This is a genomic window from Streptomyces sp. NPDC091282 (assembly GCF_044757385.1).
Lineage (GTDB): Bacteria > Actinomycetota > Actinomycetes > Streptomycetales > Streptomycetaceae > Streptomyces > Streptomyces gramineus.
This window is the reverse complement of the sequence record NZ_JBIVUX010000002.1, coordinates 489,543-515,965: the sequence shown is the minus strand read 5'-3', so window position 1 is coordinate 515,965 and position 26,423 is coordinate 489,543. Positions and strand designations below refer to the sequence as shown.

Here is a 26,423-nt window from a genome sequence, read left to right as displayed (position 1 = left end):
GACCGCCCGGCCGGACCCCGCACGCTAGTCGAGCTGGCTCGGCATCGGTGCCGGGGTCTTGCCGGACAGGACGTCCTTGAGGCGCTGGGCGCCGCTGCGCACGGCCAGCGCGGTGCTGTCGTGGTCGACGCCGGACAGGCCGCCGTTGGTGACCGCCGCGCCGGAGGCGCCGATGCGCAGCACCGCCACGTCGGTGGTGTAGGTGGCGGGCTGCCCGCCCGAGTCGCCCTGGACGGTCACCGTCACCGCCTCGCGCGCGTCGCCGGACGCCGGCACCTTCGCGGAGACGACCTGCACGGTCCGCTTGCCGCCGTCCTTGCCGGTGGCCGTGAACTGGTCGCACTTGGACGGCAGGGACTTCAGCCAGGCCAGCGTGGCGTCCAGGTTCGCCGAGCCGTAGTCGCCGACCTGGTACAGCATCCGGGAGTCCTCCGAGGTGAACCCGCGCAGCCCGGAGGCGCCGGAGGCACGGCCCAGCAGGCTGTCGGAGTAGAGACCGTCGAGCAGGCGCTGGCAGTCGGCGGCGTCCGCCTTGGCGGTGAGGAAGGCGGCCACGTCGACCTTGCCGACCGGCATCGAGTTGCGCCAGCTCGCCGCGTCGGTGGCCAGCTTCCAGTTGTCCTCGATGTCGGCCGGTGTGATGAGGGCGGCCTTCGCGCCCGCACCGGTGAGGGCCGGGGTCGCCGACGGGGACGCGGGGGAGCGTTCGCCGGCCGGCGAGACGGCCACGGCCCCGGGGCCGCCGCCCTCGTCCGAACAGGCCGCCGTGGCGAGCAGGACCCCCGCCACCACGGCCGGAGCGAGAACACGCACGGGTCGGAACGGACGGATCATCGCGACTGCCTCCTCGGGGCGGCGGGACGTCCCCGCGGGGGCAGCGGTGCTGCGTCACTCCGCGGGTGACGGCGGTACGTCCCTCCACGCCACCATCCGGCACCGCGGCCGACCACCCGCGCGTGCCATCCGGGTGAGCGTCACGATCCGGGTGCCGTGATCCGCACCCGCCTGCTGCCGCAGCGCGGGCAGACCGCGTCGGCGAGCGGCGACCGCACCGCGCGCCCGGCCTCGTCGACGTACTCCAGGGTGCTCTGCAGGTCCGGGTCGGCGACCGGATCGGTGAAGAACACCGCCTGGAAGACCGCCTCCCAGACCTCACCGCAGCGCCCGCAGGCGAACACGAAGGTCTCGGGCACGGCACCCGGTACCGGCCCGGGACCCGGGGGCTCGCTCATCGCATCCGGCTCCTGTCACTCGGCCCGCGTCTCCAGCGGACAGCAGCCGCCGCCCGAGGGCAAACCGGGACCGGGTGTCCCAGGCGTGGACGCCCCCTTGACGGCACGCGGAGGCCGATCGACACTCCAAGGGGAATCCTAGTGAAAAGGTAGGGAACGATGGGTCCGCAGCGCACGGCCACCGGCAGACAGCGCCGAGAGAGCCGTAGGCCCTGCCCCGTCCCGCTGCTCACCTCGCGGCTGCACATCGACCTGCAGCGCGTGTGCAGCGCCATCAGCCGCACCGGCTGACCACCCGCCGCCGGCCACCGCCCCACGGCCCCCGCAGGACCGGACGCCCGCCACCGGCCGCACCCGCCGGGCGCCCGCCCACCGACGAACGCCTCCGCCGCGCGGACGCCCGCGCGCCCCTACCCCCGGGGAGACGCATGTCCATCACTCCGTTCGCCGCCCTGCCCGCCGCCCGCTCCGGCCCCGTCTTCCGCGGCCGCATCGGCCGGGACGCGCGCAGCGGGCACTACGCCGTGCCCCGCCGCTACCGGCTGCACCTGGCCACCGCCTGTCCCGACGGCCTCCGCATCGCCGTCGGCCACAGCCTCCTCGCCCTGGACGACTGTTGTCCCGTCACCTTCCTGCCCGCCGTCCCGGACGGTCCCGACGGCGGCCACACCGCGCTGCGCCCGCTGTACGAGGCGAGCGCCCACCGCTACTCGGGACCGGCCCTCGCGCCGGTGCTCAGCGACGACTGGTCCGGCCGGATCGTGTCGACCCACAGCCGGGACATCCTGCGCGACCTGGACCGCCACTTCGGTGACGGCGCGGTCCGGCTGTACCCGTGCGGTGCCGAGACCGCGATCGAGGAGGCCGAGCGGCTGTGCGCCGAGGACATCGGGCGGGCGGCGCAGGACGCCGGCCGGGAGGGCGGCGACCCGGCGGCGCTGGAGACCCTGCTCGCCGCCCTGGGCGCACTGGAGCGCCGGCTGACCGGCGCGGAGTTCCTGGTCGGCCAAGAACTCACGGCAGCCGACGTCGAGTTGTGGGTGGCCCTGGTGCAACTCGACACCGTGCACCGCAACCACCTGGACGCCGCCGCCGTGCACGCCGTCGCCGGCCACCCCGCGCTGTGGGCCTATGCCCGCCGGCTGGCCGCGCACCCGGCCTTCGGCCCCCACCTCGACCTCGACGGCATCGCCCGCCGCCACCACGGCCGTTGCCAGGGCCTGGAGGCCGCCGGCGCGGCCGTCCAGATCCTGGACTGGGCGGGGCACGCGGCGGACGTCTCCGGCACTTCGCGCAGGTAGAAGCGGTCCTCGTCATTTCGCCTGTCGGACAGGCGTTGACATTTTTTCGGCCGACTGACTTACTTGCGGCACAGAACGGTCAAGAGCGTCAGCATCGAGCCCTGGCTTGCTGACCGGCAACCCTCGCACCGCGGTGGGGTGCCCCAGGTGACGACCGGACCGGATGACGACGTTCGGTAAGCGCGAGGCCCCCAGGGGCCGCCACGACAGCGACAGGTGACGGACATGTACGCAGCTTCGAGGTCGGCCCATGGCCGGGCCCAGGGCTGCGTACAGCCGTGTCCGAGCCCGCTGGTCGCCGACCGCGCCGTCGACCTGCTCCGTGTCAGCAGCGCGCTGTGTACCGCGTGTACCGCGCCGGGCGTCGCCCGCTGTCGGGTCTGACCCGACCCCTCCGCCCCGCCCGCAGCACCGCTCGCGCGGCCTCGCGTCCCCGCGACCGCCACGACGCACCGGCCGTCCCGGTGCGCAGCCGTCCGCCCCGTCCCGTGTCCCGCGCGCCCCCGCGCACCGGTGCCGTGTCCCCTGACGCGGTCCGGTGCCGCGGTCCCGGCCGTCGTGGTCCGGGACGTCCGACTCCGCCGGAGCCCGCCATGAGTGAACCCCCAGGCGTCCTGTCCGTAGCCGAGGCGCCACCGCCCACCGACACACCGTCAAGAACCGTCCGCAGCGAGCGAGTCCGGCCGCTGCGCCGTCCCGGCCGGTGGATCGCCACCGCCGTCGTCCTGGTGCTCGTGGCGCAGTTCGCCCACGGACTCGCCACCAACCCCTTCTACCAGTGGGACCGCTTCCGCTACTGGTTCCTGCGGCCCACCATCCTCGACGGGCTCGTCGTCACCCTCGAAGTCGCCGCGCTCAGCGCCGTCCTGGGCCTGCTCGGCGGTGTCGTCCTGGCGCTCGCGCGGCTCTCGGGGAGTCCGGTGCTGCGGGCGGTGAGCTGGACGTACACCTGGCTGTTCCGCTCGATCCCGCTGATCGTGCTGCTGATCTTCCTCTACAACTTCTCCGCGCTCTACCAGACGCTCAGCCTGGGCGTGCCCTTCGGCCCGGCCTTCGTCAGCTTCGACGAGTCGAAGCTCGCCACCGACCTGGCCATCGCCGTGATCGGCCTCAGCCTCAACGAGGCGGCCTACGCGTCCGAGGTGGTGCGCGGCGGCATCCTCTCCGTCGACCAGGGCCAGCACGAGGCGGCCGCCGCGCTCGGCCTGCCCAAGGGCTACCAGTTCTCCCGGATCGTCCTCCCGCAGGCCCTGCGCTCCATCGTGCCGAACTACGTCAACCAGCTCATCGGCCTGATCAAGAGCACGTCCCTGGTGTTCTACGTCTCGCTGCTCGACCTCTTCGGATCGGTGCAGTCCATGGGCGCCACCTACCCCGGCGACATCGTGCCGCTGCTGCTCGTCGCCACCGTCTGGTACCTGATCCTGACCAGCGCGGTCTCCGTCCTCCAGTACTACGTCGAGCGGTACTTCGCCCGCGGCGCCACCCGCACCCTTCCCCCGACCCCCCTGCAGAGACTGCGCACCGGCCTGGACGGCCTGCGCGAACGGATACGCCGGGAGGCCGCCGTATGACCACCGCACCGGACACGGCCCAGCTCCAGGACGTCACGCCTGCCGCACTGGAGATCCACGACGTCCACAAGTCCTACGGCGCCCACCGCGTCCTCGACGGCATCGACCTGACCGTGCGCCCCGGCGAGGTCACCGTCGTCATCGGCCCTTCCGGCTCCGGCAAGTCCACGCTGCTGCGGGTCGTCAACCACCTGGAGAAGCCCGAGTCCGGGCACGTCAGCGTCGGCGGCGAACTGATCGGCGTCAAGCGCCACGGCGACGGCCTCAAGGAGCTGAGTGAACGCGCCATCCTGGCCCAGCGCAGCCGGATCGGCTTCGTCTTCCAGAACTTCAACCTGTTCCCGCACCTGACGGTCCTCGACAACGTCGCCGCCGCCCCCGTCGCCACCGGGAAGCTGACCCGGCAGGAGGCCCGGCAGCTGGCCAAGGAACTCCTCGGACGGGTCGGCCTCGGCGAACGCGTCGGCGCCTATCCGCGCCAGCTCTCGGGCGGCCAGCAGCAGCGCGTCGCCATCGCCCGCGCCCTCGCGCTGCGCCCCGGGATCATCCTGTTCGACGAGCCGACCTCCGCGCTCGACCCCGAACTGGTCGGCGAGGTCCTCGCGGTCATCAAGGACCTGGCCTCGGGCGGCACCACCCTCGTGATCGTCACCCACGAGATCGGCTTCGCCCGCGAGGTCGCCGACCGGATCGTCTTCATCGACGGCGGAAAGATCGTCGAACAGGGCCCGCCCGCCGAGGTCCTCGACCGTCCGCGGCACGAACGGACCCGTGACTTCCTGCGCAAGGTCCTCTGAACCAGCCCCCTTTCACCACCCGCCCACCGCTTTTCGCTCGCACCCGAAGGACAGCCATGCCCACGCTCCTCACCCGACGCAGCCTGATCCGCGGCCTCACCACGGCGACCGCCGTCGCGACCCTCGCCACCGGGCTCGCCGCCTGCGGGGGCGACAGCGACGCCGCCACCACGACCGGCGCCGCCAAGAGCGGCGAGGTCGTCATCGGACGGGTCTCCAACGGCGCCGCGCAGCAGACGACCATCAAGGTCTCCGAGGTCGAGTCCATCAGCGCCGAACTGCCCGCCGCCCTCCGCAAGAGCGGCAGGCTCGTCATCGGCGAGGGCGCCCTGCCCGCCGGATTCCCGCCGCTCGCCTACGTGGGCTCCGACCAGAAGACCCTCACCGGCTCCGAACCCGACCTCGGCCGCCTGGTCGCCGCGGTGTTCGGCCTCACCCCCGAGGTGAAGAACTTCACCTGGGAGAACATGTTCGTCGGCATCGACAGCGGCAAGGTCGACGTGGCCCTCTCCAACATCACCGACACCGAGGAACGCAAGAAGAAGTACGAGTTCGCCTCCTACCGGCAGGACAACCTCGCCTTCACCGTCCCCAAGAAGAGCACCTGGAACTTCGACGGGAACTACCGGAACCTCGCCGGCCGGACCGTCGCCGTCAGCGCCGGCACCAACCAGGAGAAGATCCTCCTGGAGTGGAAGGCCAAGCTGGCCAAGGAGGGCAAGAAGCTGACGGTCAAGTACTACCAGGACGGCAACAGCGTCTACCTGGCCCTCGCCGGCGGCAAGATCGACGCCTACCTCGGCCCCAACCCCGGCATCGCCTACCACAACAGACAGACCGCGAACACGCCCAACGCCACCCGCACCGCCGGCACCTACTCCGGCGCGGGCGCCGGCCTCCAGGGCCTGATCGCGGCCACCGCGAAGAAGGACAGCGGCCTCGCCAAGCCGCTCGCCGACGCCATCAACCACCTGATCGACAACGGCCAGTACGCACAGTGGCTGAAGGCCTACAACCTGTCCAACGAGGCCGTCGCCACGTCCGAGGTCAACCCGCCCGGACTGCCGCTCGACAACTCCTGACCGGCCCGGGAACAACCACCGCGGCCCCGCTGTTGTGCGTCGTGACGAGATGTACGCGGAGCAGGCCGGGAGGTGCGGGACATGACGCGTGTGCTCAGCCCCAGCCGCCGTACCGTCCTGGTCTCCCGGCCGCACATCGACCTGGCGCGCGTGGCCGGCGCGCTCTGTTGTTCCTGACCGGTTGTCCCCGCCGCGCCCCCTCTCCGCCCAGGCGCGCCCTCGTACGGACCTTCAGGAAGGCACCACCGTGTCCTCATCTCCCGCTTCCCCCCTGCACCTCGCCGTCGCCCTGGACGGCACCGGCTGGCACCCCGCGTCCTGGCGCGACCCGGCCGCCCGCCCCCGTGAGCTGTTCACCGCCGGCTACTGGGCCGGCCTGGTCGCCGAGGCCGAGCGCGGCCTGATCGACTTCGTCACCATCGAGGACGGCCTCGGCCTGCAGTCCTCGCGCCACGGCGAGCCCGACGGCCGCACCGACCAGGTCCGCGGCCGCCTGGACGCCGTGCTGATCGCGTCCCGGATCGCACCGCTGTCCCGTCACATCGGCCTGGTGCCGACCGTGATCGCCACGCACACCGAGCCGTTCCACATCTCCAAGGCGATCGCCACCCTGGACTACGTCAGCACCGGCCGGGCCGGTCTGCGGGTGCAGATCTCCGCCCGTCCGCACGAGGCCGACCACTTCGGCCGCCGCACCTTCCCGCCGGCCGACCTCGCGCAGCTGCGGTCACCGGCCGGGCAGGCCCGGCTCGCCGAGTACATCGAGGAGGCCGGCGACTACGTGGAGGCCGTGCGCCGGCTCTGGGACAGCTGGGAGGACGACGCCGAGATCAGGGACACGGCCACCGGCCGATTCATCGACCGCGACAAGCTGCACTACACCGACTTCGAGGGCCGGCACTTCAGCGTCAAGGGGCCCTCCATCACCCCGCGCCCGCCACAGGGCCAGCCCCTGGTCACCGCCCTCGGCCACCAGAGCGTCCCCTACCGGCTGATCGCCCGCCAGGCCGACGTCGGCTACGTCACCCCGGCCGACGCCGCGGACGCCCGCGCGACCGTCGCCGAGATCCGCGCCGGGCAGGAGGCCGCCGGACGGCCCGGCGACACCGTGCACGTCTTCGGCGACCTGGAGGTCCACCTCGACGACGACCGTGCCGCGGCCGTCGCCCGCAAGGAACGCCTCGACGCACTCGATGGCGGCGAACACACCGGCGACGCCCGCGTCTTCACCGGCACGGCGACCGAACTCGCGGATCTCCTGGAGGAGTTCGCGGCCGAAGGCCTCTCCGGCTTCCGGCTCAGGCCCGGCGTGCTCGGCCACGACCTGCCGCGCATCACCGCGGACCTGGTCCCCGAACTCCAGCGCCGCGGCCGGTTCCGCACCGCCTACGAGGCGGACACCCTGCGCGGTCTGCTCGGGCTCGCCCGGCCCGCCAACCGCTACGCCGCCACCGCCTGAGCCGGAAGGACCGCACCCGACATGAGCAAGCCGCTGAAGCAGATCCACCTGGCCGCGCACTTCCCCGGCGTCAACAACACCACCGTGTGGAGCGACCCGGCCGCCGGCAGCCACATCGAGTTCAGCTCCTTCACGCACTTCGCGAAGACCGCCGAACGCGCCAAGTTCGACTTCCTGTTCCTCGCCGAGGGCCTCCGGCTGCGCGAACAGGGCGGAAAAATATACGACCTGGACGTGGTCGGCCGCCCCGACACCTTCACCGTGCTGGCCGCGCTCGCCGCCGTCACCGACCGCCTCGGGCTGACCGGCACCATCAACTCCACCTTCAACGAGCCCTACGAGGTGGCCCGCCAGTTCGCCAGCCTCGACCACCTCTCCGGCGGCCGGGCCGCCTGGAACGTGGTCACCTCCTGGGACGCCTTCACCGGCGAGAACTTCCGGCGCGGCGGCTTCCTGCCGCAGGAGGAGCGCTACTCCCGCGCCAAGGAGTTCCTCGCCACGGCGAACGAGCTCTTCGACTCCTGGCACGGCGACGAGATCCTCGCCGACCAGGCCGCCGGAGCCTTCCTGAGCGACGCCAGGGCCGGTTCCTTCGCCCACCGCGGCCCCCAGTTCGACATCCACGGCCAGTTCAACGTGCCGCGCTCCCCGCAGGGCCGCCCGGTGATCTTCCAGGCCGGCGAGTCCGACGAGGGCCGCGAGTTCGCCGCGGCCGGCGCCGACGCCATCTTCAGCCGCTACGCCACCCTCGACGCCGGCCAGGCCTTCTACACCGACGTCAAGTCCCGCCTCGCCGCGTACGGCCGCCGCCCCGAGGACCTGCTGATCCTGCCCGCCGCCAGCTTCGTCCTCGGCGACACCGACGAGGAGGCCGAGGAGGCCGCCCACGAGGTGCGGCGCCTGCAGGTCAGCGGGGCGACCGCCCTCAAGCACCTGGAGTTCGTCTGGAACCGGGACCTGTCGTCGTACGATCCGGAGGGGCCGCTGCCCGAGGTGGACCCGCTGGTGAGCGAGGAGCACATCTCGCGGGGCCGCGCCCAGGTGCGGATGTACCGCGACCCGGTCGCCATCGCCCGCGAATGGCGTGAGCTGGCCGAGGCCAACAAGTGGTCCATCCGCGACCTCGTGATCAACACCGGCAACCGGCAGACCTTCGTCGGCTCACCGGCCACCGTCGCCCGCACCATCGACGACTTCGTGCAGGCCGACGTCGCCGACGGCTTCATCCTGGTCCCGCACATCACCCCGGGCGGCCTGGACGCCTTCGCCGACACGGTCGTCCCCCTCCTCCAGGAGCGGGGCGTCTTCCGCACCGAGTACGAGGGCACCACCCTGCGCGACCACCTCGGCCTCGCCCACCCGGACGAGCCCCGGGGGCAGCGCGCGGCGTCCTGAGCGGCCACGGGCAAGGCCGCGGCACGTATCCCTCCCCCGAAGGCTACGTGCCGCGACCGCTTCCCCCCGGTGCCGGACCCTGAGTCCGACCTCCGCGCCGCGGTCCCGTGCCGGTGTCACCAGCACATGACCGCTGTCTCCCCCGACCCCCACGTGGAATGGAGACGTACGCGGACGACATAGCGCCGGCCCTTGACGAGCCGGACCCCGACCAGCGCGTTGTGCGCGGTGCCCCCGTCGTCGTGCCCGGCGAGGTAGCGCGGTTCCCCGTCACGCTCCTCGAAGACCACGACGACGGAGTCGCACGCTCCGAAGGTGCCCACGCTGTACTCGCGGGTCTCCGGCGGCTCCACGGCGAAGTCCGCCTGCCCGCCCGGCCCGAGGCCGAGCGGCGCCGACCGGAACGGCACCAGCGCGGCCGGGGCCTCGGCGGGCGGATACCAGCGGAGCACGAACTCCTTGTCGGCCGGGGACAGCGAGCCCGGCGGGTACAGGCCGTTGTGGTACTGCTCCGGCTCCAGGATCAGCCCCGGGCCGAAGGGGAACTGCATCACCGAATGCGGGTCCCACACCGAGCCGTTGGCCTCGGCCGGGTCCAGCTTCCGCAGGATCGCGCGGTCCGTCCGGTCCCGGCTCCAGTGGTGCGGCGGCCCGGCGAGGGCCGTGTACACCGCCTCGTCGTCCCAGTGCACCCCGGCGAACGGGCTCTGGTGCTCGTGCCGCATCCCGAGCGCGTGCCCGATCTCGTGCAGCGCGGTCCAGCGGCCGCCGGGCTCGGTCAGGTCCCAGCCCAGGTTCATGGTGCGTTCGCCGGCCCCCACCGCGAGCGCGTCCCGGCCGACCGCCGACCAGGATCCGCCGCCCGCCTGGAAGCCGATCCGCAGCTCGGCCTCGCCCCGGTCGCGGACCTCGGCGAACCGCACCCCGATACCGAGGTCCTGCCACTCCCGGAAGGACTCGCGCACCACGTCCCGCTGCTCCTCGGTACCGGCCCACGGCACCCGGCGCATCTCCGCGGTCCCGGGGACCGGGATCACCGAGGCGTCGGTGGCGGCGTCGAGGAAGCAGTAGTGCAGGACGGTGCCGTTGACCCACATCCGCCGCCCGCCGATCAGCGCGCCGAGCCGCTCGGCGGCCAGTCCCGGGGCGAACGCCGGGTCCGACTGCCGCGGCAGCGAGCAGTAGCGTCGGGTCATGCGCCCAGCCTGCCGTTCCCGCCGGCCGGCCGCCTGAGTCGCAAGCTACTCAAGTCCCCCTGTATCAGGGCTGAGCAACCCGACTCATACTCGTGTGACGAGCTACGAACAGGACACCGGACCCCTCGGACCGCCCTGGCCCTTCACCGGCCGGGAGGACGAACTGGAGCTGGTCAGGCGGTCGCTGGGCGCCGGCCGGCAGGGAGTCCTGGTGACCGGGCCGGCCGGCGGCGGCAAGACCCGGCTGATCACGGAGGCCGTGCGCGGCACCGACTGCGTGCGGGTGACCGGCACCCCGGAGACCTCCGCGCTGCCCTTCGCGGCGTTCGCGCACCTGCTGCCCGGCGGGCTCTCGCTGCCCGGCGCGATCCGGCAGCTCGCCGGGGTACGCCTCCTCGTCGTCGACGACGCCCACCTCCTCGACGAGGCCTCCGCCGCACTCGTCCACCAGCTCGCCGTGCACGGCCGCACCCGCCTCGTGGTCGCCGCCACCGGCCCGGCGCCCCTGCCCGGCGCGGTCGCGCGCCTGTGGACCGGGGAACTCCTCACCCGCCTCGCCCTGGAGCCCCTGCCGTACGACGAGACGGCCCGGCTCCTGGCGGGCGGCGGCCTGGACCCGCTCACCGTGCGCCGGCTGCACCGGATGTGCCGGGGCGACCTGGGGCTGCTGCGGGACCTGCTCGGCGCGCTGCGCGCGTCCGGTGCGCTGCACCGGCTCCCGGACACCGGCGAGTGGTCCTGGCGCGGCCCGCTGCCGCTCACCGCGACCGTACGGGACCGGATCGCGCCGCTCCTTGACCGCCCCGACCCCGGCGAGCGCGACACCCTGGAACGGCTCGCCTTCGCCGAGCCGCTGCCGCCGCACCTCGACGAAGGCCTCGACCTCGCCGTCCTGGAACGGCTGGAGAACGACGGCCTGATCCAGGTCGACGACCGGGGCACGGTCCGCCTCGCCCATCCGCTGCACGGCCCCGCGCTGCGCGCCCGCGTGGGCCGGCTCCGGGCCCGCAGGCTGGCCCGCACCGCCGGCCAGTGCGAACCGGCCCTGAAGGACGAACAGGAAGAACTCGCGGAACGGATCGACCGGTTGGACGTACGGGAGGCGCCGGCCCCGGTGGGGGAGTGGCTGGCAGCGGGAGGCCTGCCCGTTCCGGCCGGGTACGCGGCTGTGCGTGCCCGGTACTCGCGGCTTCGGGGGGAGCTGCGAGAGGCGGCGGCATGGGCGAGGGAGGGACTGCGGACGGCGCCGGGCGACGCCTCCTGCCGTACCGAACTCGCCCGTGCCGCGGCCGAGTCGGGAGAAGCTGCCGTAGTGCGCGGGGACGGGGGTCTCGCGCACTACGGCGCGGTACGGCGAGGGGAGCCGGCGGGGTCCGCCGAGCGGCCGGCCGGCGTGCTCGCCCGCCACGCGCAGGCCCTCGCGGACGAGGACGGGGCCGCCCTGGACCGGGCCGCCGAGGCGCTGGCCGAACGCGGTCTGCTGCTGTTCGCCGCGGAGGCCCACGCCCAGGCGGCCCGCGCGCACCGCGACCCGCGGGCCGCCCGTCTCTCCCGGACCCGCGCCGTCGCCCTCGCCCGGCGCTGCCAGGGCGCCCGCACCCCGGCCCTGTCCGGCCTGGTCCTCGGTGAACTCACCGCCCGGCAGCGGCAGATCGTCACCCTCGCCGCGGCCGGTCTGAGCAACCGCCAGATCGCCGAGCGGCTGACGCTGTCCGTACGGACGGTGGGCAACCACCTCTACGGCGCGTACACCCGCCTCGGCGCGAGCGACCGGGCGGCCCTGCCCTGGCTGGTGGAGGAGCCCGAGCGGAGAACGGCGTGAACGATCCCGGGCCGCGAAAGGGCGCGGGGAGCGGCGCGCTCCGCCATGACGGAGCGGGGCGCCGCCGGCGCTCCTCGGCCCGCTCCGCTCAGGCCGCCCCGAAGGCCGCGAACGCCCAGCCCGTCGCCTGGTGGACCGCGTCGCCCGGCAGGGCGGCCCTGGCATCCCGCAGCGCCTCCGCCAGCGACAGACCGGCGCCCAGCCCCTTGTGCAGGGCCAGCATCAGCGGGACCACGGCCGCGTCGTTGACGGGCGCGCTGCTCGCCACCACGCCCGCCGTGCCCAGCGGCAGCAACGCCGTGACAAGACCGAGGAGTTCGTCGGCGCCGACCGAGGCGAGGCGGGCGGTGTCGCAGCTGGACAGGATGATCCGGTAGGGGCTGCGGGCCAGGCGCTCGAAGTCGTGGACGATCAGCGGGCCGTCCGCCATGCGCAGCGAGGAGAAGAGCGGACTGTCGGCGCGGAACGTGCCGTGCGCGGCGATGTGCGCCAGCCCCGCCCCGTCCAGCTCGCGCAGGACGGCGGGCACCTGGGCCTCGTCGTGGTCGAGGATCCGTGCCGTCGCGTACTGGCCCGCCATCTCGGGCACCTCCGCGCCCCCGGTCGCCAGCCCCGGCCCGCGGACCAGCACCTGGCGGCCGCCCGGCGGCGGCTCGGTCTCCCGGGCCCGCAGCCAGCTCCCCGCCGACGGCGACACGCTCAGCACCCGCTCCCGCAGCGAGGGCAGCAGGGCCCACGGCACCCGGTGCAGCGCCCCCGGCGGCACGATCACCACGGGACCCGAGCCGAGCTGGTCCGCCGCCGCGCCCAGCAGCAGTTCCTCCAGGCGCCGCCCGCCGGCCTCCACCACCGCGAGCCGCGCCTCCGCTCCCGGATGCGCGAGCCGCCGCAGCCCCGCCTGGACGTGCTCGGCCTCGGCGACCGCCTCCGCCAGCGGGCCGCCCGCGAAACGCCGCACCCGGCCCTGCCCGCACAGCAGGACGTGCACCCGCCCCTCCAGCACGGCGAGTTCGACCAGGCGGCCGTCACCGAGCCGGTCGAGCAGGCGGGCCGGGTCGAAGCGGTCGCCGCCACCGGGCGCGTCCCCGTGGATGTGATGGGTCCGGGAGCGGATCTCCCCTTCCAGACGGCGCTGTTCACGCTCCAGGGCGGGCACCGGACGGCCCTGCCTGCGGGCGTCCTCCGCACGGGAGGCGATCTCGCGGAACGCGGTGAGCGAGGTGAGCAGGGCCGGGTCGGCGGGCGGCCGGGTCGGGGGAGTGGACAGGACGGTGGCCCGCCAGCGTTCGCTCCACTCCAGCAGCCTGCGCGGTCCGCCGTGCGCCAGGCTCGCCTGCTGCGCCAGCGCGGCCAGCTCCGCGCCCTGCGCGGTGGCCCGGGCCCGCAACTCCGAGGCGCCTAGCGTCATCCGGTGGTCGTCGAGGACGTCCAGGCCGCGCCGGCAGGCCTCCAGCACGCCCCGTCGCGAACCGGCCGACCGGGCGCGCAGCGCCTGCGCCGCCCAGCCGGTCATCCGGGCCAGCGGCGGTCCGCCGTGCCGGCTGCGCGCGGCCACCGCCAGATGCCGTTCCGCGTCCGCCGTCCAGCCCAGCGCCAGCGCGATCCGCCCCGCGAGCAGCGAGGCCTCCGGCGCGGCCGGCGCCCCGAAGGACGCCAGCTGGTCGGCGACCGCCGCCGCGTCCTGCACCAGGCGTCCGGAGACGGCCCCGCCCGCCACCCGTGCCTCGATCAGCACCAGCCGGGCGTGCGTCTCCCACCAGCCGCGCCGCTGCCCCGAGAAGAGCCGTACGGCGACCGCGGCACGGGCGATCGCCGTCTGCGCGTCACCCGCCGACCGCGCGGCCCGGGCGGCGGCCAGCAGCAGCTCGGCCTTGCGCGTGGACTGCCCGCCGAGCCGGTCAAGCGCCGCGATGGCCGCATCCGCCTCGGCCAGCGCCTCGGGCGCCAGCCCGGCCGCCATCAGCACCTCGCAGCGCCGGATGCACAGCATGAACGTCGGCGTGCCCAGCTCGGCGTAGCGCTCCTCGGCCTCGGCGAGCAGCCGCAGCGCCGCCGGGATGTCGCCCGCCCGGAACGCGGCCAGGCCCCGGCTCTCCACCGCGTCCGCCTTGTCGTGCTCCTGGCCCGTCGTCTCCCACAGCCGCTCCGCCGCCGTGAAGTCCGCGTCCGCCCGGTCCACCGCGCCGAGGGCCAGATGCACCGTGGCCCGCAGCGTCAGCGCGCGGGCCGTCCAGATGACGTCGTCGGCCTGGCGCAGCACCGGAATGGCCCGCCGCACGTCCTCCAGGGCCTCCTTGTGCCGGCCCAGCACCCACCAGACGTACGCCCTGCGGTACAGCACCCGGGCCCGGGTGTGCCCGCTGCCCCGGGCCACCCCGCGCTCGAACGCGGTCAGGCCCTGGCGGGTGCGGCCCGCGTGCACCAGCGCGACCCCGAGTGTGGCGAGGACGTCCGCCTCCCGCTCCGCGGAGTCCGCGCGCGCCGCGAAGTCACGGGCGCGCCGCAGGTGTTCGAGGGCGACGCCGAGGTCCCCGAAGTCGCGCTGCCAGATGCCGACGACCTGGTGGGCGACGGACGCGTCCAGCGGCGACGGATCCGACCCGAGGAGCCGCTCCGCGCGTGCCAGGGCCTCGCCGGGGGCGGCGAACACCATCGGCAGGAGTTCCGTCACCGATTCGCTTCCCGCTGTCACCTCTCGGATGGTAGTGGCCTGGGCATACATGCCCCACTGGTTTGGCGCTGTATCAGACGGCGGGCGCGAGACTCTGACTGAAGAACGCCGTTTTTCCGGGGGAGGACGACAGGCCATGGCACCTCAGCGATTCCACGAGCAGTTCGATCAGATCCAGCGCTCGATGCCGGACGTTCCGCTGGCGATGGGGCCGGACGACTCCGCCGAGTTCTTCTACGAGAAGGGCGTCGTCCTCGCCCGCGACGGCGAGGAGGCCCGCGCCGTCGAGGACACCGTCCGCGCCCACTTCACCGCCACCACCGGCCTCGTCGCCGACCAGGTGCGCCGGGCGGGCCCGGAGACCAACCGCACCGGCATCACCCGCATCCGGGTCGGCGACCCGGAGCACGGCGACCGGACCGGCGACCACGCGGTCGGCCACGCGCTGCGCGCGCTGCGGGAGGCGGAGGGCCGGGCCGGGCGCCGCCTGGTCAGCCGCAACCACGTCGTGTCCACCACGGTCAACGCCTGCAACCCCGCCGAGCCGGTGCCCGCCCTGCTCAGCCAGACCCCCAACCCGCGGCCGGTGGAGGGCGCCCACGACCCGGACACCGCCGTCGGCGTGCTGGTGATCGACACCGGTCTGGTGCACGACTACCGCAGCTACCCGCTCCTGGCCCGCGTCCAGGGCGACCCGCAGCTGGCGGAGACCGACGCCGACGGCGTCCTCCAGCAGTACGTCGGCCACGGCACGTTCATCGCCGGACTCGTCGCGGCCCTGGCGCCCAACACCGACATCACGGTCACCAACACCCTCAACGACGCGGGCGCCATCCTGGAGTCGGAGTTCGGCGCCAAACTCTTCGAGGCCGTCGACCGGCACGGCTGGCCGGACATCATCAGCCTCTCCGCCGGCACGCCGAACGGCAGCGCCGACGGACTGCTCGGCGTCGAGAACTTCATGCAGGCCCTGCGCGACCGGCCCGGCACCCTGCTGGTCGCCGCCGCAGGCAACAACGGCAGCGCCACCCCGTTCTGGCCCGCCGCCTACGCCGCACTGCCCGGCTACGAGAACGCCGTCCTCTCGGTCGGCGCGCTGCGCAGCGACGGCGAGTACGGCGCCTGCTTCACCAACCACGGCGGCTGGGTCAAGGTCTACGCCCCCGGTGAGCAACTGACCGGTGCCCTGGCCGGGTTCGACACCCCGGTGCCGTACGTCTACCAGCACACCACCTACGAGGCCTGCCGGTACGGCTTCGGCTACGCCTGCACCTGCCAGTACCCGCGCCACACCGGCGTGTTGACCGACACCGGGACCACCGGCCCCGGCAAACCCGATCAAGTGATGTTCGAAGGGTTCGCACAGTGGAGCGGAACGTCGTTCGCCACCCCCATCGCCGCCGGCCTCGTCGCCGAGCGGATGAGCACGGCCGAGGAGCCGGACGCGCGCGCCGCGAGCACCGGGCTCATGGCGGGCGTCACGGATTACGCCGAGGTGCGCGGGGCCCATGTACCGGCGCTCCGGCCGGCGAGCTGGCAGCCGGTCCCGGTCGTCCAGCCGGCTCCCGCGCCCTGAGTTCCGGAACACTCCCCTCCACGGCGTACGATGACTCCCCGTACACGAGGGGTGGGACCGTGGACCGAGCAGAGGTCGGCGCGTTGGTCCAGTCCGCCGTCGACGGCGACGCGGCGGCCTGGAAGGCGCTCGTGGAGGGGCTGAGCCCGCTGGTGTGGTCCGTGGTGCGCGCGCATCGGCTCTCCGACGCCGACGGGCACGAGGTGTACCAGACCGTGTGGTTCCGCTTCGCCCAGCATCTGGGCCGGATCCGGGAGCCCGACAAGGCGGGCTCCTGGCTGGCCAGCACCGCACGCAACGAGTGCCTGAAGGTGATCCGCGGGCTGACCCGCCTGATGCCCACCGACGATCCGCAGGTCCTGGACCGGGTCAGCGAGGACCGTACGCCCGAGCAGTCCCTGATCGACGCGGAGGACCGGGCGGACGAGGCCGAGCTGATCCGTCTGCTGTGGCAGGAGTTCGAGGAACTCGGCGACCGGTGCAGGCAGTTGCTGCGGGTGCTGATGGCCTCGCCGCCGCCCAGCTACGCCGAGGTGTCCGGGGCGCTGGGCATCGCGGTGGGCAGCATCGGCCCGCTGCGCCAGCGCTGTCTGCGCCGGCTGCGGGCCCGGCTCGACGCGAGGGGTGCGGTATGAGCGACGACGGATTCCCGGTGGAGGAGGGCCTCGACGGCTCCGCCTTCGACGCGGACCTGCTGGAGGAGGAGCTGCGCCAGGCGGCCGCGGTCCTCGACCCGCTCCCGGCCGGACTGCTGCAACTGGCCATGGACGCCTACGCGTTGCACGACCTGGACGCCCGGATCGCCGAGCTGACCTTCGACTCCCTCGTCGACGCCATCCCGGTCAGGGGGGCCGAGGCACCGCCCCGGATGCTGACCTTCCAGGCGGGCGACCTCACGGTGGACATCGAGGTCACCGGCGACGGACTGCTCGGGCAGCTGCTGCCTCCGCAGCCGGCGCGCATCGAGCTGCTCGGCACCCCGGCGGCCGGCGGTGCCCTCACGGCCGACGGCATGGGCCGGTTCGCCAGCGACACCGCGCCCGTCGGACCGTTCGCGCTCCGGCTGCGGACCGGCGGCGACGTGATCGTCACGGAGTGGCTGCGGGTGTGAGTCCGGCGGCACCCGGACGCGCCGGGTGACGGACCGGGTGGCGGCTCCCGGCCGGAGCAGGTCTCTGCGGGCCGTACGCCGCCGGTCCCGTGCCGGCGGCGTACGGCCCGGGAGCCGGCCGCCGGAGCCCCGGGCGCGGGCGGGACGCGGACACCTCCGGGGGCCTGCCACCACGGTCGTACGGCCCCCCGCCGCGTGTCGCGCGGAGACGGTCTGGCCGGAGGGTCAGCGGGCGACGGTGTCGACGAGCGCGGCCAGGGCGGCGGCGAGCCGGTCCGCTCCCGGCCCCGCCGGACCGCCCGGCTCGGTCATGTAGAGGTCGCGGCGGATCTCGATCATCAGGGCCTGGACCCGCGCGTCCGACCCGTAAAACTCCAGCGGCACGTAGGTCCCGCCGAACGGGCTGTCCAGCTCCGCGCGTCCGCACCCCGCGAAGGCCGCGCGGGCCGCCGCCGTCAGCCCGGCCGGGGTGTGGAAGACGTCCGTGCCCAGGCACACCGGCGGCCGCGGCCCCGTCCCGTGCAGTTCGTAGGGCAGCGCCCGGCTCGGATAGGAGTGCACGTCGATCACGACGGCCCGTCCGGTCGCCGCCAGCCGCCCCGCCACGGCCCGGGTCATGGCGCGCGCGTACGGCCGGAAGTACCGCTCGACCAGCGGGCCGTGATCGACCGGCTCCTCGCGCAGCACCTCCCGGTGGGTGGTCCGCGTGTACACGGCGCCCATCCCCACGGCGAGCATCTCCTCCCGCTCGTCCGGGAACCGCTCCGGGTCCACCACCAGCCGGGACAGCCGGTTGACGAACCGCCAGGGGGTCACGGCGGCGAGCCCGGCCGCCGCCCGCGCGATCCCGGCCGTGTGCGCGTCCGTGATGTGGTCCAGCTCCCGCTCCAGAGCGGCGTCGTCCAGCACGATGCCGTCGCGCACCGCGGCCGGGATCTCCCGGGCCGAGTGCGGCACGTGCAGGATCACGGGCGACTCGGCGGCGCCGGGCAGCAGGTCGTACGACGGCTCGGACACGGGCGGCTCCCGGGGGCGTTGGCGGTGACGGGGTGCGGGATCACGGTGTCACATCGCCGGCCGGCCGAGCCGTGACGGTCGGCGATCTCCCCGGCACCGGGTCGTCCCCGCCGGGCGAGCGGTCGCGGCCCGCGGCGGTGGGCCGTCAGGCCAGCAGTTCCCGCAGCAGCGCGCCGACCTGTCCGGTCTCGATCAGGAAGCCGTCGTGCCCGTACGGGGACTCGACCAGCCGCAGGGTGTCGGCGGTCGGGATCAGGGCGGCCAGTTCGGCCTGCTGGGCCGGGGGATAGAGACGGTCGGAGTCCACCCCCGCCACCAGGGTGCGGGCCGTGACCCGGCGCAGGGCGGCGCGCAGTCCGCCCCGGCCGCGGCCGGCGTCGTGGGCGTTCATCGCCTCGGACAGCACGACGTAGCTGCCCGCGTCGAAGCGCCTGACCAGCTTGGCGGCGTGGTGGTCGAGGTAGGACTCGACCTGGTAGCGGCCCCCGGACAGGGGATCCTCGGTGCCCTGCGCCCGCCGTCCGAAGCGCACCGCGAGTTCGGGCTCGCTGCGGTAGGTGACATGGGCGATCCGGCGGGCCAGTCCCAGACCGGCGTGCGGGGCCCGGCCCGTGCCGTGGTAGTCGCCGCCCTGCCATCCGGGGTCGGCGCGGATCGCGGTGAGCTGGGTGTTCGCCCAGGCGATCTGCTCCGCGCCGGCCGCCGCCGTGGTGGCGAGCAGCAGCAGGGCGCCGACCCGCTCCGGGTACGTCACCGCCCACTCCAGGGCCCGCATGCCGCCCATCGAACCACCGGCTACCAGGGCCCACCGCCCGATGCCCAGGGCGTCGGCCAGCGCGGCCTCGGCGGCGACCTGGTCCCGCTGGGTCAGGAAGGGGAACGCGCTGCCCCAGGGGCCGCGGGCGCCGGGGCGCGGGGAGGACGGGCCCGTGCTGCCCCGGCAGCCGCCCAGGACGTTCGGGGCGACGACGAACCAGCGGTCGGTGTCCAGCGCCAGACCCGGCCCGACCACGCCCTCCCACCAGCCCGGCGTCGGATGTCCCGGCCCGGCGGGCCCGGCGACGTGACTGTCACCGGTCAGCGCGTGCAGGACGAGCACGGCGTTGCCGGCGTCCGGCGCGAGCCGTCCCCAGGTCTCGAACGCCAGCCGGACCCCGGGCAGTTCACCGCCCGCCTCCAGGGGCAGCGGCTTCTGCAGCGCGCGCCACTGCCGGCGGCCCGGCGGATCCTCCTGACGCCGGGCCGCCGGCAGTGGCACTTCGGAAGGCGGTACGGCGTTCAGGACGCGGCGCCCTTGGCGGCGCGGAAACCGGCCTCCAGGTCGGCCCGGAGATCGGCCAGGTTCTCGATGCCGACCGACAGCCGCACCAGGCCCGGTGCGGTGCCGGTCGCCGCCAGCTGCTCCTCGTCGAGCTGGCTGTGGGTGGTGGACGCCGGATGGATGATCAGGCTGCGGACGTCGCCGATGTTGGCGAGGTGGCTGAACAGCTCGACGGCGTCGACGAACCGCTTCCCCGCCTCGATCCCGTCCCGCAGCTCGAAGGAGACGATCGCGCCCGCGCCGTGCGGCAGATACCGCTGCCCGGCCTCGTACCAGCGGCTGGAGGGCAGCCCCGGATAGTGCACGGCGGCGACCTCGTCGCGCCCCTCCAGCCACTCGGCCAGGGCCAGCGCGTTGGCGGAGTGCCGCTCCAGCCGGAGGCTCAGCGTCTCCACGCCCTGGAGCAGCAGGAACGCCGAGTGCGGGGAGAGCGCCGGACCGAGGTCGCGCAGCAGCTGCACCCGCAGCTTGACGGCGTACGCGCCCGGACCGAGCGCCGGCCAGTAGCGCAGTCCGTGGTAGCTCGGGTCGGGCTCGGAGAAGTCGGGGAAGCGGTCGGGACGCGCGCCGAAGTCGAAGCCGCCGCCGTCCACCACCACACCGGCGATGGCCGTGCCGTGCCCGCCGAGGAACTTGGTCGCCGAGTGCACCACGATGTCCGCGCCGTGTTCGAGGGGCCGCAGCAGATAGGGGGTCGGGACGGTGTTGTCGACGATCAGCGGCACGCCGGCCGCGTGCGCCACGTCCGCGACCGCCCGGACGTCGAGCACGTTGCCGCGCGGGTTGCCCAGCGTCTCCGCGAACAGCGCCTTGGTGTTCGGGCGGACGGCCGCCCGCCAGGCCTCCGGGTCGTCCGGGTCGTCCACGAAGGACACCTCGACGCCGAACCTCGGCAGGGTGTGCCGGAACAGGTTGTAGGTGCCGCCGTACAGGGACGTGCTCGACACGATGTGGTCGCCGGCCCCCGCCAGGGTCAGGATCGCCAGCGTCTCCGCGGCCTGCCCGGACGCCAGCGCCACCGCCGCCACGCCGCCCTCCAGGGCCGCGATCCGCTGCTCGAACACGTCCTGGGTGGGGTTGTGGATGCGGGTGTAGATGTTGCCGGGCTCGGCGAGGGCGAACAGGTCGGCGGCGTGCCGGGTGTCGCGGAACACGAACGAGGTCGTCTGGTAGATCGGCGTCGCACGGGCGCCGGTCGTCGGATCCGGGACGGCTCCGGCGTGGATCTGCCGGGTCTCGAACGACCAGGCCGAGGTGTCGGGTCCGGCGGGCGGCTCGTCGGGCGTGTGACCGGCGGTGACGGAGTCGATGGGCTGGCTCATGGTGCTGCTCCTCGTGCGGGAAGGCAGGACGGCGTGCGCGTGCGGGCACGCGTCGTCGGCAGAACGGGGCAGAACGGGGCAGGGCGGGGCCGGGCCGGAGCGGGGCGTCAGCTCTCGGCGCGACACCCCGTGGTGGTGACACGCACATGATCGACATGGCGTCGGGTGACCAGCACCGTCATGCGTCGAGCGAACCACGGCGGATCACGGCCCGCCAGCGGCCCGCCGTGCGCGACACGCAGACTTCACGAACGACACACGCACGTCACGAGGGGCGGACACGGCTGCGCCCCGGCGGGCGGGATGCCTGCCGGGGCGCAGCCGTCGGCCGGGGACCCGTGGCGGGTCCCCGGAGCGGTGGAGCGGTTGGAGCGGCGGGGCCGGCTCAGAGGGCCGCGAGCGCCGCGTTCCAGGTGGCCGAGGGGCGCATGACCGCGTCCGCCTTGGCCTTGTCGGGCTGGTAGTAGCCGCCGATGTCGGCCGGGGAGCCCTGCACGGCGAGCAGCTCGTCGACGATCTGCTGCTCGTTCGCGGTCAGCGTCTCGGCGAGCGGCGCGAACGCCTTGGCCAGCTCGGCGTCGTCGGTCTGCCGGGCCAGCTCCTGCGCCCAGTACAGGGACAGGAAGAAGTGGCTGCCGCGGTTGTCGATGCCGCCGACGCGACGGGTCGGGGACTTGTCCTCGTTGAGGAAGGTCGCCGTGGCGCGGTCCAGCGTGTCGGCGAGCACCTTGGCGCGGGCGTTGCCGGTGGCCGTGGCGTACTGCTCGAAGGAGGGGACCAGCGCGAAGAACTCGCCGAGGGAGTCCCAGCGCAGGTAGTTCTCCTTGACCAGCTGCTGGACGTGCTTGGGCGCGGAGCCGCCGGCACCCGTCTCGAACAGGCCGCCGCCCGCCATCAGCGGGACGACCGACAGCATCTTGGCGCTGGTGCCCAGCTCCAGGATCGGGAAGAGGTCGGTCAGGTAGTCACGGAGCACGTTGCCGGTGACGGAGATGGTGTTCTCGCCGCGCCGGATGCGCTCCACGGACAGCTTGGTGGCCTCGACCGGCGCCAGGATCCGGATGTCCAGGCCCTCGGTGTCGTGCTCCGGCAGGTACTCCTTGACCTTGGCGATCAGCTGCGCGTCGTGCGCGCGGCCCTCGTCCAGCCAGAACACGGCCGGGTCGCCCGTGGCGCGGGCACGGGTGACGGCCAGCTTCACCCAGTCCTTGATCGGCGCGTCCTTGGTCTGGCAGGCGCGGAAGATGTCACCGGCGGCGACCGGCTGCTCGATGACGACGGCACCGGCCGCGTCGACCAGGCGGACCGTGCCGGCGGTGGCGATCTCGAAGGTCTTGTCGTGGGAGCCGTACTCCTCGGCCTTCTGCGCCATCAGGCCGACGTTCGGGACCGAGCCCATGGTGGACGGGTCGTAGGCGCCGTTGGCCCGGCAGTCCTCGATCACGGCCTGGTAGACACCGGCGTACGAGGAGTCCGGGATGACCGCGAGGGTGTCGGCCTCCTGGCCGTCCGGGCCCCACATGTGGCCGGAGGTGCGGATCATGGCCGGCATCGAGGCGTCGATGATGACGTCCGAGGGGACGTGCAGGTTGGTGATGCCCTTGTCGGAGTCGACCATCGCCAGGGCCGGGCCCTCGGCGAGCTCGGCGTCGAAGGAGGCCTTGATCTCGGCGCCCTCGGGCAGGTTCTCCAGGCCCTTGAGGATGCCGCCGAGGCCGTCGTTGGCGCTGAGGCCGGCCACCTTGAGGGTCTGGCCGTACCGCGCGAACGTCTTCGGGAAGAAGGCGCGCACCACGTGACCGAAGATGATCGGGTCGGAGACCTTCATCATCGTGGCCTTGAGGTGCACGGAGAACAGGACGCCGTCCTGCTTGGCGCGCGCGATCTGCGCGGCCAGGAAGTCGTTGAGCTGGGCCACGTGCAGCACGGAGGCGTCCACGACCTCGCCGGCCAGGACGGGTACGGAGTCCTTGAGCACGGTGGTGGTGCCGTCCTCGGCGACCAGCTCGATCCGCAGCGCGCCGGCCTCGGAGATCACCGCGGACTTCTCGGTGGAGCGGAAGTCGTTCTCGCCCATGGTCGTCACGTCGGTCCTGGACTCCGAGGCCCAGGCGCCCATGCGGTGCGGGTGGGTCTTGGCGTAGTTCTTCACCGAGGCGGGGGCGCGGCGGTCCGAGTTGCCCTCACGCAGGACCGGGTTCACGGCGGAACCCTTGATCTTGTCGTAGCGGGCGCGGATCTCGCGCTCCTCGTCGCTCTTCGGGTCGTCCGGGTAGGCCGGCAGCGCGTAGCCCTTGCCCTGCAGCTCGGCGACGGCGGCCTTGAGCTGCGGGATCGACGCCGAGATGTTCGGCAGCTTGACGATGTTGGCCTCGGGCGTCTTGGCCAGGTCGCCCAGCTCGGCCAGGGCGTCCGGGATGCGCTGGTCCTCGTTCAGGTACTCCGGGAAATGGGCGATGATGCGCCCGGCCAGGGAGATGTCGCGGATGTCCACGGCGACTCCGGCCTGCGAGGCGTACGCCTGGATCACCGGCAGGAACGAGTGCGTCGCGAGGGCCGGGGCCTCGTCTGTGTAGGTGTAGAAGATGGTCGAGTCAGTCACCGGGTGCTCCGCTCCACGTCTGCAACATTGCTCGACATCAAGATATCTCGTGCACGACCCGGGCTCGACAGGGGTCCGCGACTCGGAGGATCGGTCTGTCATACGGGAGGCAACCGGATCGGTCCCCAGGGTGGTCAAGACGAACGAGCCACCATCGACCGGCGGCCGGACCGACCAGCCGGCCGCCCGAGCGAAAGCGGACCATGAGAAATCGCACCAGAGTGACGGCCCCGGCGGCCGCCCTGCTCGGCACGGCGACCGTACTGGCCACGGGGGCCCCGGCTCTCGCGCGTCCCTTCTCCACGGGGGAGAGGAGCGGCGCCGCGAGGGCCGGGGGCGGGACACCCGTCCCGGGCCCTGAGACCCTCTCCGACCCCGTCTACCCGGCCCTCGGCAACGACGGCTACCGGGTCCTCGCCTATCACCTCGACCTCGCCTACGACGCCACGACCCGCCTGATCGACGCCACCGCGACCCTGCGCGTCCGCACCACGGACGACCTCTCCCGCCTCTCCCTGGACGCCCTCGGCCTCGACATACGCTCCGTGCGCGTCGACGGCCGCACCGCCGCCTTCGAGCAGGCCGGCGAGAAACTGCGGATCACCCCCGCGCGCCCGCTGCGCGAGCACGACCAGGTCACCGTGTGCGTGGAGTACGGCGCCGACCCCGGCCGCGTCCTCGCGCACACCGCCTGGGTGCCCACTCCGGACGGCTTCGCCGTCTGCCCGCAGCCGGACTCCGCGCACACCGTCTTCCCGTGCAACGACCATCCCTCGGACAAGGCGGACTTCTCCTTCCGCATCACGGTCCCGAGCGGACTGCGCGGGGTCGCGAACGGCACCCTGACCCGCACCGAACGCCTGTCCGGCGGCCGGACGGCCTACTCGTACCGGTCCCGCGCGCCGATCGCCACCGAACTCGTCCAGATCACCGTGGGCGACTACGTGATCAGGGACCGGCGGGGCCCGCACGGCCTGCCGCTGCGGGACGTCGTCCCGGCCGCACGGGCCGCCGCCCTGGAACCGGCGCTCGCCCTCACCGCGGGCCAGGTGGCCTGGCTGGAGGACCGGCTCGGCGTCGCCTTCCCGTTCGAGACGTACGGCCTGCTGCCCTGCAACTCCGACGACCCGGACGCCTTCGACTTCACCGGCCTGGAGACCCAGACCCTCACCCTGTACAAGCCGAACTTCCTGCTCCAGGAGGAGGCGAAGATCGGCTCGCACATGATGCACGAGCTGGTCCACTCCTGGTTCGGCAACCTCGTCTCGCCCGCCACCTGGGCCGACCTCTGGCTGAACGAGGGCCACGCCGACTTCTACGGGCTGCTCTACCGCTACGAACGCGGCTGGCCGGACTCCCTGGGCATGACCACCATGGAGGCCCGGATGAAGGACACCTACGCCCGCGGCGACCAGTGGCGCCACGACTCGGGGCCGGTGGCGGCCCCGAACGCGGTCAACCTCTTCGACAGCCAGCGCTACCTCGGCGGCGTCCTGACGCTGTACGCCTTCCGCGAGCTGGTCGGCGAGGACGTCTTCCACCGGGTCGAGCGGACCTTCCTGGACCGCTTCCGCAACCGCTCGGCGTCGACGCAGGACTACATCGCCGTCGCCTCCGAGGTGAGCGGCCAGGACCTGTCGGGCTTCCTGCGCGACTGGCTCTACGGCACCACGACCCCGCGGATGCCGGGCCACCCCGACTGGACGGTCACCCCGGTGACCCCGGCCCCGGCCACCCCGCACAGCCTGCGCGGCGGCCGGCACCACGACAACTCCGCGACCCTGTAAGCCGTACGGCAGGGGGCTATTCGGTGTGCGGCAGGCCCGACGGCACGTCGTCCGGGACGCGTTGCTGCGGTATCACCACGGCCCCCTGCTGGAGGGCCACCGTGCGGGTCGGGGCCGGGATGCGGATGCCCTCCTCGCGGTAGCGGCGGTGCAGGCGCTTGATGAACTCGTGCTTGATCCGGAACTGGTCGCTGAACTCGCCGACGCCGAGGATCACCGTGAAACCGATCCGTGAGTCGCCGAAGGTGTGGAAGCGGATGGCCGGTTCGTGCTCCGGCAGCGCACCGGTGATCTCGGTCATGGTCTCGGCGATCACCTCGTGCGTGACGCGCTCGACCTGGTCCAGGTCGCTGTCGTAGCTCACGCCCACCTGCACCAGGATCGTCAACTGCTGCTCGGGCCGCGTGTAGTTGGTCATGTTGGTCTTCGCCAGCTGGCCGTTGGGGACGACCACCAGGTTGTTGGAGAGCTGACGCACGGTCGTCTGCCGCCAGTTGATGTCGACGACATAGCCCTCCTCGCCGCTGCTCAGCCGGATGTAGTCGCCCGGCTGGACGGTCTTGGAGGCGAGGATGTGGATGCCCGCGAAGAGGTTGGCCAGGGTGTCCTGGAGCGCGAGGGCGACCGCGAGTCCGCCCACGCCCAGGGCGGTGAGCAGCGGCGCTATGGAGACGCCCAGCGTCTGGAGCACCACCAGGAAGCCGATCGCGAGGACCAGCACCCGGGTGATGTTCACGAAGATGGTGGCCGAACCGGCGACTCCGGAGCGGGACTGGGTGACCGACTGCACCAGACCGGCGATCACCCGCGCCGCCGAGACCGTCACCGCGAAGATGAGCAGCACCTTCAGGCACTGATTGGTCTGGTGCTGCACGGTTCTGGTCAGCGGCAGCGCCGCGGCGGCCGCCGCCGCGCCGCCCGCGAGCGCCGCCCACGGGACGACCGTGCGCAGCGCGTCCACGATGACGTCGTCACCGCTCCAGCGCGTCCGCTTGGCGTGCTTGGCCAGCCAGCGCAGCATGCCGCGCGACAGAAAGGCCAGCAACAGGCCCGCCGCCAGGGCGATGCCCGCGAGGACCAGGTCATCGACGGTGAGCGCTCGGTCCACCGGTTACCTCCCATTCGGTTGTGCAACCGCTCATCCTGCCGCATCCACGG

Annotated in this window: 22 protein-coding genes and 1 riboswitch; of the genes, 13 read left to right on the top strand and 9 right to left on the bottom strand. The window is 73.6% G+C overall.

All coding sequences use genetic code 11. The features are described 5' to 3' along the window. Positions 1 to 24: 24 nt before the first annotated feature. Positions 25 to 834, bottom strand: a complete 810-nt coding sequence (locus ACIQOE_RS09410; RefSeq protein WP_351314272.1) for a hypothetical protein — start codon at positions 832 to 834, stop codon at positions 25 to 27. Between the two features lie 140 nt (positions 835 to 974). Further along, on the bottom strand, positions 975 to 1,232 hold the full coding sequence (locus tag ACIQOE_RS09405; protein ID WP_351314269.1) for a hypothetical protein: 258 nt from the start codon (positions 1,230 to 1,232) through the stop codon (positions 975 to 977). 159 nt (positions 1,233 to 1,391) lie between these two features. Between ACIQOE_RS09405 and ACIQOE_RS09400 the strand changes: the two genes are divergently transcribed. From ACIQOE_RS09400 to ACIQOE_RS09365, 8 genes are all read left to right on the top strand, one after another. Further along, positions 1,392 to 1,523 carry a putative leader peptide gene (locus ACIQOE_RS09400; protein WP_365564668.1) on the top strand — a complete coding sequence of 44 codons (132 nt, stop codon included), beginning with the start codon at positions 1,392 to 1,394 and terminating at the stop codon, positions 1,521 to 1,523. Positions 1,524 to 1,660: 137 nt separating this feature from the next. After that, on the top strand, positions 1,661 to 2,533 hold the full coding sequence (locus ACIQOE_RS09395) for a glutathione S-transferase C-terminal domain-containing protein (protein WP_365568173.1): 873 nt from the start codon (positions 1,661 to 1,663) through the stop codon (positions 2,531 to 2,533). 77 nt (positions 2,534 to 2,610) lie between these two features. After that, positions 2,611 to 2,722: riboswitch (SAM riboswitch) on the top strand. A 404-nt stretch (positions 2,723 to 3,126) separates the two neighbouring features. Further along, complete coding sequence (locus ACIQOE_RS09390) at positions 3,127 to 4,107, top strand: amino acid ABC transporter permease (RefSeq protein ID WP_365564664.1); 981 nt, start codon at positions 3,127 to 3,129, stop codon at positions 4,105 to 4,107. Continuing rightward, positions 4,104 to 4,904, top strand: coding sequence for an amino acid ABC transporter ATP-binding protein (locus ACIQOE_RS09385; RefSeq protein ID WP_365564661.1), 801 nt, complete (start codon positions 4,104 to 4,106; stop codon positions 4,902 to 4,904). The genes ACIQOE_RS09390 and ACIQOE_RS09385 overlap by 4 nt, the downstream gene beginning before the upstream one ends. Positions 4,905 to 4,960: 56 nt before the next feature. Beyond that, positions 4,961 to 5,986 (top strand): transporter substrate-binding domain-containing protein, encoded by a 1,026-nt coding sequence (locus ACIQOE_RS09380; RefSeq protein ID WP_365564658.1) that lies wholly within the window; start codon positions 4,961 to 4,963, stop codon positions 5,984 to 5,986. An 81-nt stretch (positions 5,987 to 6,067) separates the two neighbouring features. Further along, positions 6,068 to 6,163, top strand: a complete 96-nt coding sequence (locus ACIQOE_RS09375; RefSeq protein ID WP_351314250.1) for a putative leader peptide — start codon at positions 6,068 to 6,070, stop codon at positions 6,161 to 6,163. Positions 6,164 to 6,233: 70 nt separating this feature from the next. After that, positions 6,234 to 7,445: an LLM class flavin-dependent oxidoreductase gene (locus ACIQOE_RS09370; protein WP_401410704.1), complete on the top strand. Its 1,212-nt coding sequence runs from the start codon at positions 6,234 to 6,236 to the stop codon at positions 7,443 to 7,445. A gap of 21 nt (positions 7,446 to 7,466) precedes the next feature. Further along, complete coding sequence (locus ACIQOE_RS09365; protein WP_401410702.1) at positions 7,467 to 8,840, top strand: NtaA/DmoA family FMN-dependent monooxygenase; 1,374 nt, start codon at positions 7,467 to 7,469, stop codon at positions 8,838 to 8,840. 116 nt (positions 8,841 to 8,956) lie between these two features. On the opposite strand, the gene ACIQOE_RS09360 is transcribed toward ACIQOE_RS09365, so the two are convergent. Beyond that, positions 8,957 to 10,036 (bottom strand): M12 family metallopeptidase, encoded by a 1,080-nt coding sequence (locus ACIQOE_RS09360; protein WP_351314243.1) that lies wholly within the window; start codon positions 10,034 to 10,036, stop codon positions 8,957 to 8,959. Between the two features lie 94 nt (positions 10,037 to 10,130). On the opposite strand from ACIQOE_RS09360, the gene ACIQOE_RS09355 reads away from it, so the two are divergent. After that, positions 10,131 to 11,858: a LuxR C-terminal-related transcriptional regulator gene (locus ACIQOE_RS09355; RefSeq protein ID WP_401410699.1), complete on the top strand. Its 1,728-nt coding sequence runs from the start codon at positions 10,131 to 10,133 to the stop codon at positions 11,856 to 11,858. An 88-nt stretch (positions 11,859 to 11,946) separates the two neighbouring features. Here the strand turns inward: ACIQOE_RS09355 and ACIQOE_RS09350 are convergent, their stop codons facing one another. Then, the gene (locus ACIQOE_RS09350) at positions 11,947 to 14,550 is read right to left on the bottom strand and encodes a CHAT domain-containing tetratricopeptide repeat protein (protein ID WP_365568156.1); all 2,604 of its coding nucleotides are present in this window, start codon (positions 14,548 to 14,550) and stop codon (positions 11,947 to 11,949) included. A 115-nt stretch (positions 14,551 to 14,665) separates the two neighbouring features. Between ACIQOE_RS09350 and ACIQOE_RS09345 the strand changes: the two genes are divergently transcribed. The 3 genes from ACIQOE_RS09345 to ACIQOE_RS09335 are packed head-to-tail and all read left to right on the top strand — an operon-like array spanning position 14,666 to position 17,216. Continuing rightward, positions 14,666 to 16,105 carry a S8/S53 family peptidase gene (locus tag ACIQOE_RS09345; protein ID WP_401410697.1) on the top strand — a complete coding sequence of 480 codons (1,440 nt, stop codon included), beginning with the start codon at positions 14,666 to 14,668 and terminating at the stop codon, positions 16,103 to 16,105. A 59-nt stretch (positions 16,106 to 16,164) separates the two neighbouring features. Beyond that, a complete protein-coding gene (locus ACIQOE_RS09340; protein ID WP_401410695.1) occupies positions 16,165 to 16,740 on the top strand; it encodes an RNA polymerase sigma factor in 576 nt (191 codons plus the stop codon). After that, on the top strand, positions 16,737 to 17,216 hold the full coding sequence (locus ACIQOE_RS09335; protein WP_351314232.1) for a hypothetical protein: 480 nt from the start codon (positions 16,737 to 16,739) through the stop codon (positions 17,214 to 17,216). The genes ACIQOE_RS09340 and ACIQOE_RS09335 overlap by 4 nt, the downstream gene beginning before the upstream one ends. Positions 17,217 to 17,441: 225 nt before the next feature. Here ACIQOE_RS09335 and ACIQOE_RS09330 read toward each other — a convergent pair whose 3' ends face one another. From ACIQOE_RS09330 to ACIQOE_RS09315, 4 genes are all read right to left on the bottom strand, one after another. Beyond that, on the bottom strand, positions 17,442 to 18,233 hold the full coding sequence (locus ACIQOE_RS09330; protein WP_401410693.1) for an N-formylglutamate amidohydrolase: 792 nt from the start codon (positions 18,231 to 18,233) through the stop codon (positions 17,442 to 17,444). A 145-nt stretch (positions 18,234 to 18,378) separates the two neighbouring features. Beyond that, entirely contained in the window at positions 18,379 to 19,515 is a 1,137-nt protein-coding gene (locus tag ACIQOE_RS09325; protein ID WP_401411554.1) for a homoserine O-acetyltransferase, read from the bottom strand. Then, positions 19,512 to 20,876, bottom strand: a complete 1,365-nt coding sequence (locus ACIQOE_RS09320) for a bifunctional o-acetylhomoserine/o-acetylserine sulfhydrylase (RefSeq protein WP_365564644.1) — start codon at positions 20,874 to 20,876, stop codon at positions 19,512 to 19,514. The genes ACIQOE_RS09325 and ACIQOE_RS09320 overlap by 4 nt, the downstream gene beginning before the upstream one ends. A gap of 385 nt (positions 20,877 to 21,261) precedes the next feature. Next, on the bottom strand, positions 21,262 to 23,478 hold the full coding sequence (locus ACIQOE_RS09315; RefSeq protein ID WP_401410691.1) for an NADP-dependent isocitrate dehydrogenase: 2,217 nt from the start codon (positions 23,476 to 23,478) through the stop codon (positions 21,262 to 21,264). Positions 23,479 to 23,681: 203 nt separating this feature from the next. Here ACIQOE_RS09315 and ACIQOE_RS09310 point away from each other — a divergent pair, with 203 nt between their 5' ends. After that, positions 23,682 to 25,265: a M1 family metallopeptidase gene (locus ACIQOE_RS09310; protein WP_401410689.1), complete on the top strand. Its 1,584-nt coding sequence runs from the start codon at positions 23,682 to 23,684 to the stop codon at positions 25,263 to 25,265. A gap of 16 nt (positions 25,266 to 25,281) precedes the next feature. Here ACIQOE_RS09310 and ACIQOE_RS09305 read toward each other — a convergent pair whose 3' ends face one another. Beyond that, the gene (locus ACIQOE_RS09305; RefSeq protein ID WP_399010024.1) at positions 25,282 to 26,373 is read right to left on the bottom strand and encodes a mechanosensitive ion channel family protein; all 1,092 of its coding nucleotides are present in this window, start codon (positions 26,371 to 26,373) and stop codon (positions 25,282 to 25,284) included. Positions 26,374 to 26,423: the final 50 nt, after the last annotated feature.

What these genes read in the sequence shown, in the direction of transcription:
- ACIQOE_RS09410 (WP_351314272.1), bottom strand. Translation starts at nt 834, where the DNA reads ATGATCCGTCCGTTCCGACCCGTGCGTGTTCTCGCTCCGGCCGTGGTG.
- ACIQOE_RS09405 (WP_351314269.1), bottom strand. Translation starts at nt 1,232, where the DNA reads ATGAGCGAGCCCCCGGGTCCCGGGCCGGTACCGGGTGCCGTGCCCGAG.
- ACIQOE_RS09400 (WP_365564668.1), top strand. Translation starts at nt 1,392, where the DNA reads ATGGGTCCGCAGCGCACGGCCACCGGCAGACAGCGCCGAGAGAGCCGT.
- ACIQOE_RS09395 (WP_365568173.1), top strand. Translation starts at nt 1,661, where the DNA reads ATGTCCATCACTCCGTTCGCCGCCCTGCCCGCCGCCCGCTCCGGCCCC.
- ACIQOE_RS09390 (WP_365564664.1), top strand. Translation starts at nt 3,127, where the DNA reads ATGAGTGAACCCCCAGGCGTCCTGTCCGTAGCCGAGGCGCCACCGCCC.
- ACIQOE_RS09385 (WP_365564661.1), top strand. Translation starts at nt 4,104, where the DNA reads ATGACCACCGCACCGGACACGGCCCAGCTCCAGGACGTCACGCCTGCC.
- ACIQOE_RS09380 (WP_365564658.1), top strand. Translation starts at nt 4,961, where the DNA reads ATGCCCACGCTCCTCACCCGACGCAGCCTGATCCGCGGCCTCACCACG.
- ACIQOE_RS09375 (WP_351314250.1), top strand. Translation starts at nt 6,068, where the DNA reads ATGACGCGTGTGCTCAGCCCCAGCCGCCGTACCGTCCTGGTCTCCCGG.
- ACIQOE_RS09365 (WP_401410702.1), top strand. Translation starts at nt 7,467, where the DNA reads ATGAGCAAGCCGCTGAAGCAGATCCACCTGGCCGCGCACTTCCCCGGC.
- ACIQOE_RS09360 (WP_351314243.1), bottom strand. Translation starts at nt 10,036, where the DNA reads ATGACCCGACGCTACTGCTCGCTGCCGCGGCAGTCGGACCCGGCGTTC.
- ACIQOE_RS09345 (WP_401410697.1), top strand. Translation starts at nt 14,666, where the DNA reads ATGGCACCTCAGCGATTCCACGAGCAGTTCGATCAGATCCAGCGCTCG.
- ACIQOE_RS09335 (WP_351314232.1), top strand. Translation starts at nt 16,737, where the DNA reads ATGAGCGACGACGGATTCCCGGTGGAGGAGGGCCTCGACGGCTCCGCC.
- ACIQOE_RS09320 (WP_365564644.1), bottom strand. Translation starts at nt 20,876, where the DNA reads ATGAGCCAGCCCATCGACTCCGTCACCGCCGGTCACACGCCCGACGAG.
- ACIQOE_RS09310 (WP_401410689.1), top strand. Translation starts at nt 23,682, where the DNA reads ATGAGAAATCGCACCAGAGTGACGGCCCCGGCGGCCGCCCTGCTCGGC.